The 15464-nt window shown below is 47.0% G+C and carries 14 protein-coding genes and 1 CRISPR repeat array; of the genes, 8 read left to right on the forward strand and 6 right to left on the reverse strand.

Translation table 11 applies throughout. The features are described from left to right. The first annotated feature begins 45 nt into the window (after positions 1–45). Positions 46–2011: direct repeats of the CRISPR family, unit length 47 nt; unit sequence GTTGTGAGCAATCATTACGAAGATACAATCTGAAAGCAAATCACAAC. 107 nt (positions 2012–2118) lie between these two features. The 4 genes from IM638_17920 (at position 2119) to IM638_17935 (ending at position 6461) form a co-directional block, all read left to right on the forward strand. Then, positions 2119–3804 carry a formate--tetrahydrofolate ligase gene (locus tag IM638_17920; protein ID MCA6364914.1) on the forward strand — a complete coding sequence of 562 codons (1686 nt, stop codon included), beginning with the start codon at positions 2119–2121 and terminating at the stop codon, positions 3802–3804. Between the two features lie 88 nt (positions 3805–3892). Next, the gene (locus IM638_17925) at positions 3893–4438 is read left to right on the forward strand and encodes a methylated-DNA--[protein]-cysteine S-methyltransferase (protein ID MCA6364915.1); all 546 of its coding nucleotides are present in this window, start codon (positions 3893–3895) and stop codon (positions 4436–4438) included. 53 nt (positions 4439–4491) lie between these two features. Further along, the gene (locus IM638_17930; GenBank protein MCA6364916.1) at positions 4492–5949 is read left to right on the forward strand and encodes a hypothetical protein; all 1458 of its coding nucleotides are present in this window, start codon (positions 4492–4494) and stop codon (positions 5947–5949) included. Between the two features lie 122 nt (positions 5950–6071). Then, the gene (locus tag IM638_17935; GenBank protein ID MCA6364917.1) at positions 6072–6461 is read left to right on the forward strand and encodes a hypothetical protein; all 390 of its coding nucleotides are present in this window, start codon (positions 6072–6074) and stop codon (positions 6459–6461) included. Positions 6462–6623: 162 nt separating this feature from the next. Here the strand turns inward: IM638_17935 and IM638_17940 are convergent, their stop codons facing one another. From IM638_17940 to IM638_17950, 3 genes are all read right to left on the reverse strand, one after another. After that, on the reverse strand, positions 6624–7232 hold the full coding sequence (locus tag IM638_17940) for a hypothetical protein (GenBank protein ID MCA6364918.1): 609 nt from the start codon (positions 7230–7232) through the stop codon (positions 6624–6626). Next, the gene (locus IM638_17945; GenBank protein ID MCA6364919.1) at positions 7226–7891 is read right to left on the reverse strand and encodes a hypothetical protein; all 666 of its coding nucleotides are present in this window, start codon (positions 7889–7891) and stop codon (positions 7226–7228) included. Before IM638_17945 ends, IM638_17940 begins: the two co-directional genes overlap by 7 nt. An 80-nt stretch (positions 7892–7971) precedes the next feature. Beyond that, positions 7972–8349 carry a hypothetical protein gene (locus IM638_17950; protein MCA6364920.1) on the reverse strand — a complete coding sequence of 126 codons (378 nt, stop codon included), beginning with the start codon at positions 8347–8349 and terminating at the stop codon, positions 7972–7974. Between the two features lie 124 nt (positions 8350–8473). Between IM638_17950 and IM638_17955 the strand changes: the two genes are divergently transcribed. The 4 genes from IM638_17955 to IM638_17970 all read left to right on the forward strand — a co-directional run bounded on the left by IM638_17955 (position 8474) and on the right by IM638_17970 (position 13941). Further along, positions 8474–10126 carry a S8 family serine peptidase gene (locus IM638_17955; GenBank protein MCA6364921.1) on the forward strand — a complete coding sequence of 551 codons (1653 nt, stop codon included), beginning with the start codon at positions 8474–8476 and terminating at the stop codon, positions 10124–10126. A 46-nt stretch (positions 10127–10172) separates the two neighbouring features. Next, a complete protein-coding gene (locus IM638_17960; GenBank protein ID MCA6364922.1) occupies positions 10173–10604 on the forward strand; it encodes a hypothetical protein in 432 nt (143 codons plus the stop codon). Positions 10605–10756: 152 nt separating this feature from the next. After that, entirely contained in the window at positions 10757–12370 is a 1614-nt protein-coding gene (locus tag IM638_17965; GenBank protein MCA6364923.1) for a DUF1800 domain-containing protein, read from the forward strand. An 11-nt stretch (positions 12371–12381) separates the two neighbouring features. After that, on the forward strand, positions 12382–13941 hold the full coding sequence (locus IM638_17970; protein ID MCA6364924.1) for a DUF1501 domain-containing protein: 1560 nt from the start codon (positions 12382–12384) through the stop codon (positions 13939–13941). A gap of 227 nt (positions 13942–14168) precedes the next feature. On the opposite strand, the gene IM638_17975 is transcribed toward IM638_17970, so the two are convergent. From IM638_17975 to IM638_17985, 3 genes are all read right to left on the reverse strand, one after another. Then, entirely contained in the window at positions 14169–14420 is a 252-nt protein-coding gene (locus IM638_17975) for a hypothetical protein (GenBank protein MCA6364925.1), read from the reverse strand. Between the two features lie 55 nt (positions 14421–14475). Continuing rightward, entirely contained in the window at positions 14476–14886 is a 411-nt protein-coding gene (locus IM638_17980) for an SMI1/KNR4 family protein (protein ID MCA6364926.1), read from the reverse strand. After that, on the reverse strand, positions 14886–15464 hold a 579-nt coding region (locus tag IM638_17985; protein ID MCA6364927.1), incomplete at its 5' end, for a hypothetical protein. The genes IM638_17980 and IM638_17985, both read right to left, overlap by 1 nt.

Raw genomic sequence — 15464 nt, forward strand, 5'->3', positions numbered from 1 at the left:
AAAGCAAATCACATCTCAACCATGTGCATACCCTTTATGCGATTCGTTGTGAGCAATCATTACGAAGGTACAATCTGAAAGCAAATCACAACAAGAAACCGACAAACGCAAGTGGATTAAAGGTTGTGAGCAATCATTACGAAGATACAATCTGAAAGCAAATCACAACGGCGAAGCGACATGTTTACGAATGCGTCACGTTGTGAGCAATCATTACGAAGATACAATCTGAAAGCAAATCACAACCGCACAACGTTTTATCCACGAATTGCACAAGTTGTGAGCAATCATTACGAAGATACAATCTGAAAGCAAATCACAACATAAGCGTCGATGTATCGGTAATACTCGAGTTGTGAGCAATCATTACGAAGATACAATCTGAAAGCAAATCACAACAGACCCGAAGTACCCGTGGATTACTTGGGGTTGTGAGCAATCATTACGAAGATACAATCTGAAAGCAAATCACAACATAAAACGCGATAAGGTTACGAAGCGGCTGGTTGTGAGCAATCATTACGAAGATACAATCTGAAAGCAAATCACAACTGAAACACGCCGTTAAGCGCAATCCAGTCGTTGTGAGCAATCATTACGAAGATACAATCTGAAAGCAAATCACAACGCGCTGAGCCCCTAAGCCAAAAAAAGACTGGTTGTGAGCAATCATTACGAAGATACAATCTGAAAGCAAATCACAACCGCTCAATGGCATATCGGCTTTTGGGTGCAGTTGTGAGCAATCATTACGAAGATACAATCTGAAAGCAAATCACAACCATGATTTAGTGCCAGGCACAATTACACTGGTTGTGAGCAATCATTACGAAGATACAATCTGAAAGCAAATCACAACGCAAGCCCGATCATGTTAACTGGCGCATCGTTGTGAGCAATCATTACGAAGATACAATCTGAAAGCAAATCACAACTGCGCCAGAAGTGGCGGCACTGTCTGTGCGTTGTGAGCAATCATTACGAAGATACAATCTGAAAGCAAATCACAACCAGCGTTTGCGTTTCGTTTCCGAATTCGTCGTTGTGAGCAATCATTACGAAGATACAATCTGAAAGCAAATCACAACGAGAAAGGTTACCTTCTCATTCAGAATGTTGTTGTGAGCAATCATTACGAAGATACAATCTGAAAGCAAATCACAACGAATGTTGTATTTTTGTTGAAGTGAAATGCGTTGTGAGCAATCATTACGAAGATACAATCTGAAAGCAAATCACAACTTTTATCGCACAGTTCAGAACGACTTTGTGGTTGTGAGCAATCATTACGAAGATACAATCTGAAAGCAAATCACAACCCGCGCTCATCGTAAACGGTGAACGCGGTGTTGTGAGCAATCATTACGAAGATACAATCTGAAAGCAAATCACAACTGAAGACGAAAACGGAAATGTTCAACCTGTGTTGTGAGCAATCATTACGAAGATACAATCTGAAAGCAAATCACAACTTCAACTCTTTCCACCTTTCACTACCTACAGTTGTGAGCAATCATTACGAAGATACAATCTGAAAGCAAATCACAACTTCGCGCAGTTCGATACCTTCATGTTCGTAGTTGTGAGCAATCATTACGAAGATACAATCTGAAAGCAAATCACAACCCAGACGGCACAATTGTACACGAAGTTATTGTTGTGAGCAATCATTACGAAGATACAATCTGAAAGCAAATCACAACTAACCGCTGAATATTGTTCAGCGTATGGGTGTTGTGAGCAATCATTACGAAGATACAATCTGAAAGCAAATCACAACGCTGAAATCCGCAAAAACAGTTGATTTTATGTTGTGAGCAATCATTACGAAGATACAATCTGAAAGCAAATCACAACTGTCTGCGTGTTTCTTTTTCCCGGCCATCTGTTGTGAGCAATCATTACGAAGATACAATCTGAAAGCAAATCACAACGCGCGAGCGCATCATGCTTGCGCCGGAGGCGTTGTGAGCAATCATTACGAAGATACAATCTGAAAGCAAATCACAACCCAATAACTAATTCCCCAAAAAAAACCTGACCATCATCACACATAAATACACCACTCACTTAAAAAATCCCTATACCTTTAATCAATCCAAATACATTATAAAAAACATGCCGCTCACCGCTCCCCTCACCGACCTCGAAATTGCCCAGTCAGCCACGATACAACCCATCAACCGCATTGCAGAAAAACTCGGTATTGATACCGAACTGCTTGAACACTACGGAAAATACAAAGCCAAACTGCCGCTTTCGCTTATTGATAATTCGAAGATGGTAAACGGCAAACTCATTCTGGTTACGGCCATTAATCCTACGCCGGCGGGTGAAGGGAAAACAACCGTATCAATCGGACTTACCGAAGGATTGAACCACATTGGCAAAAAGGCAGTTGCGGTATTGCGCGAGCCTTCGCTGGGGCCTGTGTTTGGTATGAAAGGCGGCGCGGCGGGAGGCGGTTACTCGCAGGTGATTCCGATGGAAGATATTAACCTGCATTTTACCGGCGATTTTAATGCAGTGGAGAAGGCCAACAATTTGCTGGCTGCGTTAATCGACAACAACATTCAAAGCAAAACGCGCAGCCTGAATATTGATCCGCGCACGGTGGTGTGGAAACGGGTAATGGATATGAACGACCGCGCGCTGCGACAGATTATTGTGGGGCTTGGCGGTACGGCAAACGGAGTGCCGCGGCAGGATGGTTTCAACATTACACCGGCCTCGGAAGTAATGGCGATTTTGTGTCTGGCCGAAAGCTTTGACGATTTGAAAAATAAGCTCGGCAATATCTTCGTAGGCTTTACCTACGACAAAAAACCGGTGTATGCGCGCGATCTGAAGGCCGAAGGGGCAATGGCCATTTTGCTGAAAGACGCCATTAAGCCCAACCTGGTGCAAACGCTCGAAGGCAACGCGGCTATTTTGCATGGTGGTCCGTTTGCAAATATTGCGCAGGGCACAAACACACTGCTGGCCACGCGTATGGGTCTTTCGCTGGGCGATTATGCCGTAACCGAAGCGGGTTTTGGTGCTGATCTTGGTGCCGAGAAGTTTATGAATATCAAGTGCGGTTATGGTAATCTGGCGCCCGCTGCCATTGTGCTGGTGGCTACCATACGCGCATTGCGGCATCACGGCGGCGCGCGCAAAGAGGAATACAATACAGCTTCTGTGGAACGTGTGGGTGCCGGCTTTGCCAACCTTGAAAAACATATTGAAAACTGCCGCAAGTTTGGAATTACGCCCGTGGTGGCACTCAACCGTTTTGCCAGCGACAGTGCCGAAGAAATTGCACTGGTGGTTGAGCGTTGTGCGGCACTGGGCGTGAAAGCCGTGGAATGCGCATGCTGGGCACAGGGCGGCGAAGGCAGCGCAGCACTTGCACAGGCGGTGGTCGAAAACATTGAAGCCGGCGGCAATACATTTAAGCGTCTTTACAACTGGCAAAGCAGCACCGAAGAAAAAATAGCCACCATTGCCACCGAAATTTACGGCGCTTCAGAAGTAGAATACACCAGCAGTGCCAGGGCATCGCTGCGCACCATACGCGAACTTGGTCTTGATAGCCTGCCGGTGTGCATGGCCAAAACACAGAAATCATTTTCCGACGATGAAACCAAAACCGGAAGGCCGGAGAATTTCAGCATTACTGTACGCGAATTTGAATTTGCGGCCGGCGCCGGTTTTGTGATTCCCATTATTGGCGATATGATGCGCATGCCCGGACTGCCCGCCACGCCTGCATCAGAAGGAATGGACATTGACGCAGGCGGAAAAATTACGGGGCTTTCGTAAATGCAGATTGAAGCGGAGATAACACGGATCAGAAAAACATTACACACAAATTTGTACTTTGTATTGTGCTATTGCAGCAAACATACAAATGGAAAATATCCTCATTCAGCATTACAAAACACCGGTTGGCGAACTCATACTCGGCAGCTTTCAAAACCAGCTTTGTCTGGCCGACTGGCGCTACCGCAAAATGCGCACATCAGTTGACGAGCGCATACAAAGCAAACTGAATGCCGTTTACGCAGAAGGCGAAAGCGATGTACTGAATGAAACACGCAAACAGCTTGAGGCTTATTTCTCAGGCACACTGCGCAGTTTTGATCTCCCGCTTTTACTTGCAGGCACTGAATTTCAGCAGCGCGTGTGGCAGGCGCTGTGCAAGGTAAGTTACGGCACTACATCAACCTACCTTGCCCTTTCTGAACAGCTTGGCAACCGTGATGCGATACGCGCAGTAGCTTCGGCAAACGGCGCCAATGCCATTTCAATTATTGTACCCTGCCATCGCATTATCGGCAGTAATGGCGAGCTGGTGGGCTATGCGGGAGGACTTCCCGCCAAACAGAAGCTGCTTGAACTTGAAGGCGCTAAAGCTGTGGCGCTGAATGCTGCACAAACTGCATTGCAGTTTTAAGGACTATAATCAAGCCCGAAATGTGATCTCACACATTTTGTACTTTTGAAGGCATGAATAATGAACTTCGTTTGCGATTCAGTTTGCTGAGCGCCGCTGAGAAAGCTGATTTGCGAAGGCGTTTAAGCGATTCGCCGAAGAGTTTACTGCTGCTCGACTGGCTGCAAAAGAAAGGCAGCAAACCACTGAACACGGTTGAAATTGTGGATGTGCTTTACAACAGCAGTGAAGCTCCTTTTGCCACACGACGCAATCGTTTTTTTAAACTCCGCGCCGAGCTGCTGCGGCTCATGAGCAACGAAACCGAAGGAAAGAGCAACGGCCTGCTTCCGCTCGAAGAGAAACTCCTGCACTGCCGCCAGCTTACCATCGACAAGCAGTTTGGAAATGCCGATACGCACTTGCGGAGTTTAATAGCCGAATGCCGCAGCCGCAATATTTTTGAACTGCTGCCGGAGGCGCTTTTACTGCAAATGCAGTGCGCACAGTCAATCAATCTGGTACATGAAACACCGGCGCTGCTCAGCCAGCTTACCGAGGCACGGCAACTGCTTGATGTATTGCGTCAGCTTCAGGGACTTAACCGGCTTTCGTACTACCACTCAATAAACAACAACGTAGGCGGCATCAATGAGTGCATTGAACAGATGCGCCGTATTATGCTGAGACATCCGCACTGGCCGCGTTTCAGGTTATTGTACCATTTCACGGCATTCAACAATCGTGTGGCACATCCATCCATAAACAGCCGCAATGTAATGCACCACCATAAGCAGGTAAAACTGCTGGCACGCGAATTTCCGGATATGCCGTGCATGAACTACGAAAAAAATGGAGCTGCATTGCTGCAACAATACCTGCTTAACGGCGAAGCCACCTGGCTCTTTCTGCGTGGCAAAATATCAGAAAGTTATGCCCGGTTTAAGCAATGCTGGGAATTGCAGGAACGCCTTCAGGGTACGCGAAGCATTTTAACCGACAGTTATTTCAACAACCGTATTTCAGTGGAAACTGCTGCCGGTTATTTTTCCGAAGCCCTGAAAACAGCCAGCGCATACATGGAATTTCTAAACAGCCAGCACAATCAGGAACGTAAACTCATGGGCGTGGCTGTGCTCACCAACATATACACCTACGCGTGGCCCAAACACAAAGCGCCTGATCCTGATTTCCTGCTTCGCGGACTGAACAACTATGCGCGGCTTCTTCAAAAAAACGAAAATCCCCAATTAGCCACACTTCAGGCCACTCAGGCTATTTTTGCCTTTCAGTGTGCACAGTGGAAACTGGCACAAAAGCTGGCCGTACTCCCGCACGTGAAGCAGCTTTTTACAACCAGCGGCATCGGAGCATACAATAAACTGCTGCTCATGCATCCCGGAACACCACGCGCGGAAATAAAAAAACTGAAACAGGAAATTGAAACCGCACTGTTTAATCCGCACCAGCCAATTGTAACGTTCTCAAACGAACGGGCACTGCGCATGATTGCTTTTTTGCAACAACAGTAGTACGCTTAGCAGTTACTGATTGTTATCATTTTTCATGTTGACTGCCCTCATGCACTAGCTGAATGCGGGCCAATACCTTTATGCTGTAATTCAATCACACTACAAACCAATACAGCAAAATTATGTCAACAATCACACAAAAATCACTTTACGAACTGCATGCCGAACACCGTGAATGGCTGAGCAAGCTCGCTTTTTATGCGGACGAAATTAAATACATGACCACGCGGCTGCAGGAAGTAACAGTAAAAAATACCGCTCAGGATGTACTGGCTCAGGCTGAGCATTTTCAAAATCAGTTCATCATTCAGAAAAATCACATCGACAATCTGAACCATGAAATTAAAGTACAGGAGCAGGCAATTGTAAACAACATCAACAACAATCCCATAGCCAGTGATCACCGCAAGGCCGACGACCATGCCGCGGAACGGGATGCCATTATGCAATTCGAAAAACTTTTCGGCGAAATGCGCAAAGAGTTCCTGAGCTGGCTCGGAAAGGTAATGTAAGCTGCTTTAATTTGATCATACTGTGTTCGGGCTGAATCGGACAAACAGTAAAAAATACAGTTGAAGCTGTAGTGTGTCCGGAGCTTTGTAACCTCCGGTATAGAGAACCGGGTCTGTATTCAGACCGGTTCTCTTTTTTATGCGGATTGTGTTTGAATGAAATTAATCCGGAACCGGTGCCGCTTGTTTTTTGGAGAAGTGAAAGCCAAGCCCGCCCGAAAACCGTAACTCTGTAAAGGCAACCGCCGGCCTGTATTCGGAGAAATGTTTACCGTATGCATAATTTACCTCGGCAAACACATAGAACCATTGCTCGGCAAATACCCGAAAACCAAGATGCGGCATGAACAGCGGATTTATTGCCGGTGCTGAGGAAAGCGAAGAAAGTGATGTTTGGAGTTCTGAATAGGTGAAACCAACTCCGAAACCGGCATAAGGATCAAAAGCCTTGCCGTGTGTAAAATGGAAAGAAGGTCCGGCAGAGAAGGAATTATGCGAATCGAAAATACGTAAGGGATTTGATGAAGGCAAAAGCACAAACGCATCGCCGCGAAGTGAAACGTGTGTATCAATAAACACAAATGCCTGACCGTGCAGGTAATAATTTGATTTTGGCTGATTGACCATTACACCGGGTGCAAACGTGGCCATAAGTCCGAAAACCGGTGAATACACCGTTTTAATTTCGCGACCTTTATCGGTCTGTTGTTCTTGTGCAAATGCAGGCAGTGAACTGCACACACAAAACAGAAGGAGAATGTGCTTTACCATAAATCTGCAATACGGAAGTTGGCACTGAGGGTGAGCAGTAAATGTCCTTCAGGACTGAAGCCTTTGTGCTCTTCGATGTGAAGTGTTTTTATGCCCTGCACTTCTTCCACGTGCGCGTGTACATCGTCGCCGAGGTGCATCATGTATTGTGCGCTGAACGAAAGATCAGTTCGTGTGCCGAGGTTGAGATGTACTCCCGCACCGGCCTGCACGGCTGAGCTCCAGCGTTTGGCTTCGGCATACACCGGTACTGTGGACGAACGAATCCAGGTATAGTCAAAACAATGCCCGGCCAGAAAATAAGGTGTAAGGAGGCGGTAGCTTATTTTCTTTGGCGTTCCGGCTGCATCGCCCGGAGCAGAAGTAAACACTTCCGGCTCACGCAGGTAAAACATTACCGACCAGCCAATGTGTGCGTCGGTACGGTGTCCGATTCCGTCAATGTCGGTGTTGATATAATCGGCAAACCATTCGGTATTGATCAGCCGCAGTAACCGCAACCTGAACTGTCCGCCCACACCCATTCCCGGACTGCCGGCCTGTGTAAACAAACTGCTTGTGGTGCGGATGCCGAGAGAAAACCCACCGCCATATTTTTGCTGCGCAAACGCAGGCAATGTCAGGCACACCAGCCCGCTAATCACTAACAAACGCTTCATCTGAACAATGTATTGCATGATTTGTGAAATGCAGTACTATTATTTTAAGACGGTTAAAACAAGCCGGGTTGCCTTGATGATCAGTCGCGGAGGTAAATATTGATATACAGTTTCCCATCTACCCTTACCACCTGAAAACGGGAAATGGAATTGTAAGGAAACAAATGCACCTCTTCGGCCTTATCGTTTTTATAATAGGTCATTTTAAGTGAATTATCAGTAAGCGAAAATCCGTTACGGGCATTTTCAGCAGGAAACTTTTTATACGTTGCCGTGGTGCGTGAATGCGAGCCGTCGGTATAAAACGCAATGGTGTTTCCAACATACAGCTGCTCCACATCGGCAATGTTGGCGCCAATTTCATCAAATGCCGCCTGAGCCTGAGCTTTAGTTACCTGAGCCTGCGCAATGAGGGTAAAGAGGAAGATTCCGGCAAAAAGAAAAATTACTTTTTTCATCTGAATATTTAGATTGATTCAGAACGTAAGGTAACGATATTTTGCAAAATATATTTTCTGAAAATGCAGGTATCAAATAAACGCAAACAGGAATTGACTAACTTAACCGTATATTATTTTAGTGATGAAAAAAGCAGAACCGCGTAAGCATTATCATTATTTTATCGGTGGCCGGAAAGGACATAAAGTACAGGTAACCGAAAGTGAGCAGCACCTGATTATCGGCGGTCGTTTTGATACGCTGGAAGCCTGCATACAAGGAACCGAATCGAAAAAGCTGCTGCAATCGTTTTACCTTGTTGATGCGCTGCCGGAATCGAACACGTTTATTTTGCGCGTGCGCAGCGCATTGCCCGAAAAAGCAATTGAGATACGCAATAAAGCGCGCGCACTTTTCCCGAACGAAAAAGGCAATCAAATACGCTTTGCAGGCCGTTTATATACCGACAGTCTTTCGAACCGGCCGGCAGTTTATACACAGGCATTTTTCATTAAGTTTCATCATGCCGTGAGCCGCGAACGTTGCCTGCAATTACTCAAACGGCACGATCTGAAAGTAGCACATACCTTCCGGTTTGCAGAGAATGCATTTTACGTCAAGCCTTCAACCGGCCGCCAGCACAGGGCATCATGGATATTCCGCAAAGCCGGGCAAATGCTTGAGTTGCCTGAGGTTGAATGCGGCCACCCCGAAATTATCCGCGTAAAAGGCTGGCGCGCTACCATGAGCAGGCGCTGGCATCTGGAAGAAGTACGTGTGGGCAAACGTAAACTGAATGCACACGTTTCGGCTACCGAAGTGCATAAGCAGGGCATTACAGGAAAAGGCACTACCATTGCCATTATCGACGACGGGGTGGATATTTATCACCCTGAACTTCGCGGCAAGGTGGTGCATCCGTACAATGTAATGGACCGCAGCACCGATGTAATTGCCGAAGATATTTCGCTTGGACATGGTACGTGCTGCGCCGGTGTGGCATTGGCTGCAGGCCGCAAACATGTAAAAGGTGTGGCACCGGGGGCAATGCTTATGCCGATCCGCTGCGAGGCGAATCTTGGCTCTGTAGAAGAAGTAATGGCGATTGAATGGGCGGTGAAAAAAGGCGCCGATATTATTTCGTGCAGCTGGGGCGCCGAAGACGGACGCTGGTACAACACCGAAGATCCGCTCCACAACGAAATAACCCTGCTGCCTGATATGATGCGGCTTGTGGTGCAGTATGCAGTGCAGAAAGGCCGGAAAGGCAAAGGCTGCGTGATAACCTGGGCTGCCGGAAACGGCAACGAACCGGCCGATAACGATGGCTACGCCTCGAACGAAAATGTAATTACTGTGGCCGCCTGCAACGACAGAAGCTTACGCAGCATTTACAGCGACTATGGAAAAAGCATCTGGTGCTGTTTCCCCAGCAGCGATTTCGGAAACAGGCTGCTCGAACATCCAAACCCCATCACCACCGGCATCTGGACCACCGACAGGCGCGGTAAAGCGGGCGATAATAAGCGCGGCGACTATACCGCCACCTTCGGCGGCACATCAAGCGCATGCCCCGGTGTGGCCGGTGTGTGCGCACTCATGCTCGAAGCCAATCCGCGTTTAACTGCACAGGAATTGAAAGAAATTATCCGCCACACCTGCGATAAAATTGATACTGACCACGGACACTACGACCGGCACGGACACAGCCACTGGTATGGCTACGGACGCATTAATGCCGCGCGCGCGGTAGAAGCTGCGCGGCAAAAAGCACACCAAAAATTACCTGTAAATTAATGCATTGCCGTTTCGTGTTGTTGCACGTCTTACCTACTTTTGTGCAATGATTACCCGCGCCATACACACCGCCTGCAAAACCGCCCGCGAACGCAACTGGACACGCATCTACTGGGCGGTTGACATACACGGCACCATGATGCCGCCCACACACCGCGGCGGCCAATTGCCCGATACATTTTACAACCACGCCCGCGAAGTACTGCAACTGGCTTCGAAACGCGATGACATTTGCCTGATACTTTACACCTGTTCACACAATCACGAAATAGAACAGTACTTAACACTGTTCCGCGAACACGATATTCATTTCGATTTTGTAAACGAAAATCCCGAAGTGCAAAACACGTCCTACGGCAACTACGACCGCAAGCCGTATTTCAATGTACTGTTTGAAGACAAAGCCGGTTTTGACCCGGAGAACGACTGGTTGGAGGTGCTGGAATTATTGCGTGATCCGGCGGGAATGCAATGGTGAGGTAATGAAAATCTTAAATTAAATGTCACAGCACATTATATCATAACCTTAACTACAATCCCCCAACAACCGACCAATTAACCCCAACAACCGAAAAAATTTTACTTTTCAAACTGTTCACAGTATATTGAAGCATCAAAAACACTGTGACCATGACTTTTGACCAGTCGGCACAAACGCCCTCTACATTCAGCCTTTCGCCCTACTCGGGGCCGTGGACAGAGGCTGAAGCCGCTCACCTGCTTCGCCGCACCCTGTTTGGCCCTACTTACCAGCAAATACAGGATGCCGTGGCCGCCGGAATGAATGCCACACTGAGTACGCTCCTCACCATTCCGCCGCTCAATCCGCCTGTAGCGTGGGACAGCGACGAAGCTGTGGTGCCGCAGGGACAAACATGGGTAAACAGCGTATATCCAAGCGGCGACACACAGCCTACAGAGAATGCCCGCAAACGTTCGCTGGTTACCTGGCTCATGGAGCGCATCAATACCGAGCAGGTGAGTATTGCGGAAAAAATGTGCCTGTTCTGGCAAAATCACTTTGCCTGCGAAGCCGCATTCGACTCGCGCGCTACCTACAATTACCTCATGCTGATACGCCAGCATGCACTCGGCAATTTCAAGCAACTGGTGAAAGACATGACCATTGATCCCACCATGCTGCTTTTTCTCGATGGCAATACAAACACTGTAAACAACCCCAACGAAAACTACTCGCGCGAGCTGCTTGAGCTTTACACCATTGGCAAAGGCCTTCAGGTAAGCACCGGCGACTACACCACTTACACCGAAGGCGATGTGGCCGAAGGCGCTAAAATTCTTACCGGCTGGAAAATAGAAGGCTTGCGCAGCGATACAATTACTTCGCCCTATGCCGTTTTTGTAACCAACCGCCACGACCAGACCAATAAAACACTTTCGGCGCGTTTGGGTAATGCGGTAATTACAGCCAACGGCGCTCAGGAATACAGCGATTACATTGACGTAATTTTTGCACAGCCGAATTTTGCCGAATACATCTGCAAAAAAATTTACCGCTATTTCGTCAACTTCGATCTCACGCCCACCGTGATGAGCGATGTAATTGCCGACATGGCACAAACACTGGTGAGCAACAATTTCAATGTACTTCCGGTGATTCAGCAGTTGCTGAGCAGTGCACATTTTTACGACATGGCTGTGCGCGGCTCCATCATACGCAGCCCGCTCGAAATGTTTTTTGGCATGTACAACGCCACCGGTTCGGTGCCCGGCTACGATCTTGAAACCAACCATAAAATCTGGCTGCGCATTCATTGGTCGGCCGATGCGGCGGGGCAGGATTACCTTGCTCCGCCAAACGTGGGCGGCTGGCCGGCTTACTATCAGGCGCCTTCGTTTTCGCGGCTTTGGGTGAGTTCGAGCAACCTCAAACTGCGTTTCGACTTTGCGGCCTGGCAAACTTCGTGGGGCGGATTTACAGTAAACGGAAATCCGTTTGGCGTGGATGTGCTCAACTACTTAGCCAACCTCCCGCAGCCCGACGATCCGGTGGCCATTGTGGAACACAGCTGCGTGGTGTTTTGTCCCAAGCCCGTGCCGCAGTTAGATAAACTCGTACTCAAAACCATACTTTGCAACGGCCTGCCCGACTTTGAGTGGACCGTGCAATACAACGATTACGTAGCCAATCCGGGCGATCCGGTTTACTCCGATCCGGTGCGGCGGCAGCTGGCATATATGCTCACACGCCTGTTTAAATTCCCGCAATTCCAAACCTTCTGATACATCAGGCCATGACAATGAAACGAAGTGATTTTATCAGGCTGATGTCAGTGGGTTCGCTGGCATTGCCTTCGGTAATGAAAGGCATGAAAGTGCAGCCGGTAATGCAGCCGTTGTTTACCACCTCGGTAAATGCACAGGACCGGGTGCTTGTGCTGATACGGCTGAATGGCGGAAACGACGGACTCAATACACTCATTCCGCTCGATCAGTATGCACACCTTGCCATACAGCGCCCCAATGTGGTGCTGCCCGAATCATCGCTGCTGAAAATTACCGACACACTGGCTTTTCATCCGGCAATGACCGGCATGGAATATCTGTTTGATACCGGCCGTGTGGGCATTGTACAAAATGTAGGTTATCCCGAACAAAACCGCTCACACTTCCGCTCCATGGACATCTGGTCAACCGGCATGCTGGATGCGGCAGCTACCACAGGCTGGATGGGCCGTTACTTCGATGCCAACTGGCCCGGCTTCCCTACTGCCTATCCCAATGCCGACCAGCCCGACCCGTTTGCGATTACGATGGGTTACGAAGTATCGTCAACCTGCCAGGGGCTGATGGCCAATTTCTCGCATGCCATTACCGATCCGTTTGAGTCGTACAACCTCGATCCGGCCGGCATTGTAAACGATGGTACGTATTACGGCTCGCACATGGAGTTTCTGGCTACACTCATTGACCAGACCAATGCTTACGGCCAGCAGATTTACAATTCGGCCAACGCCGGAAATTCGCTGAGCAACCTGTACGACCCTGACAACGAGCTGGCCGTGCAACTCCGCTACATTGCACAAATGATTTCGGGCGGACTGAAAACCAAAGTGTATATCGTAAACATAAACGGTTTTGATACGCACGATTCGCAGGTAACAGAAAACGATAGTACTGTGGGCGAACATGCCACCCTGCTCAAAACCTTGTCTGACGCTATACGCGCGTTTATGGACGATATACGTTTGCTTGGTCTCGAAGACCGTGTGGCCGGCATGACGTTCTCCGAATTCGGGCGGCAGATTGCATCCAACTACAGCCTCGGCACCGATCACGGCGATGCGGCTCCGCTATTCCTTTTCGGAAACTGTTTAAATAATTCAGTACTCGGCCACAACCCCGCAATCCCCGACCAGATTACCGAGCAGGCCGGACTGCCCATGGCCATTGATTTCCGCGATGTATATGCATCCATGCTCAAAGACTGGTTTGAAGTGGATGTAAATCAGATACAAAGTTTCTTTGAGCATCAGGTTACATTTTATCCGCTCATGGGCAACTGCAACCGTGGCACGGTAAACGAAAACGGCGATGCGGTTGTACTTGTGTATCCCAATCCCTGCGCACAATACGCCACCATCCGTTTCGACTGCCAAAACGAATGGGTACGCGTGGAACTGCTCGATCTCAATGCAAGACTCATTCAGGTGCTGATTGACGGTAACCTCAGCAGCGGCATGCACAACGTACCGGTAGAACTTGAACGGCTTGCTGTGGGCGAATACATTGTGCGTGTGCGCAAGGAATCGGGTGTGCTTTCAACCAAAATGATACGGGTGAAGGCGGTTTAAGCTGTGTTCGTGAATTAAGTGGAAGACAAACTTAGTCTGGGAATTCAACTTTTGCTTGTGTGAGGTTTGGGGGAGGGACAATAGTTGAACAGGTTTAAAGTTAAGTATTTCAACTTTTGCCTGTCCGAAGTTTGGGGGAGGTTACAATATGACTATCGGCGAACCGGCCCATTTCGCCACTTAATGGCTAAAAATTGAATTGCAAATTCGATTGAGCTAAGTCTTCACTATTTACTGCGAAGTGATTCTACAAATTTCCAAAACTCTTCTTCTGAAATTTCCTGCATTTCAGCATATTGATTAAAATAAATTTTCAAAACATAATCTATGTTTAATTCGAATTCACCTGATTCCCAATTAAAAGCATAAGTATGAATTGAATTATCTGTTTTTTTTACAATTACAGGACGCTCTCCATAGATATAAAAGTGCTGCGTCATATTACTTTTTTCTAAGGTCATTTTATGTCCTAACACCATAATCAAATCATAAAATTAAGTTGGCTAAATTATCGTCGCTCAACTACCAGAAGATTTATTTTAAAATACTGGGATTATTCAGATATAATAAAATAAACTCCTCCAATGAATCACTTATTTTTTCATCAAATATGTAAACTGAGTTTGTGCCTTTTTCATTGGTTAATTTATCGATAGTTAAGTAAAGTCCTTCGTTTACTTCAAAAAATAGCATTCTATCACTAACATATTTTTTATAGATATCCAAACTTGGATCGAACTCATAATGCTCTTCTCTTTTGTTGATAATTTGAAACTCATCTGGATCCATAATACGATTAATATCACCATTGTTGATATTTAAAAATCCATAACCAACTTCTTTGTAGAATGCAAAGAGTTCTTTGGGAATGGTGTTTTCGGAATTATCAATGTTATCTAATTGATAAAACTCAACATTTTGCTTATTCTTTATTTCTTCGAACATTACTTAAATAGTTTTTTTGAAGGTGAATTAACTCCGTGAATTCCTCCCTGATGCTCATCTGGAAATTTTGCAGGATGAATATTCCACCATTCGTTTTCTCCGCCATACTGGCTTTCAATTAAATGATGTGCATCATATTTGTCACCTGTCTTTCTTAAAACTTTCCCACTTTTACTGTAAACTGGAGTTGAATATGTAGGCCAACTTTGATTCGTTTGTTTTTCCCATTCCTCAATAAGTGTATTTTTCTTTTTGTTGAATTCCATTCGGTGGATAATAGCTGCATCATCGTCTAATTTACTGTATTTCCTTCGTTTAAGTGCATCTATGAGTTCTCTTTGTTGCTTAGGATGTATTTCTCTTCCTGTAACTTTCTGTACGTATAAATAATATTCTTTGACAATTGTCCAATCGATATTCGACTGAACAGTAGTACGATACCTCTCCGGCACCCTCTCCAAAATCTCCGCATCCATCAACTTATTCTTCTTCCTCGCATCCTCGGTACTCCGTTGCACAAACCAATCGCGCCCCTCATCACGCCGCAACGTAATAATTTGCTTCGGATCGCCATTAAG

This window comes from Bacteroidota bacterium, from assembly GCA_020402865.1.
Classification (GTDB): domain Bacteria; phylum Bacteroidota; class Bacteroidia; order Palsa-965; family Palsa-965.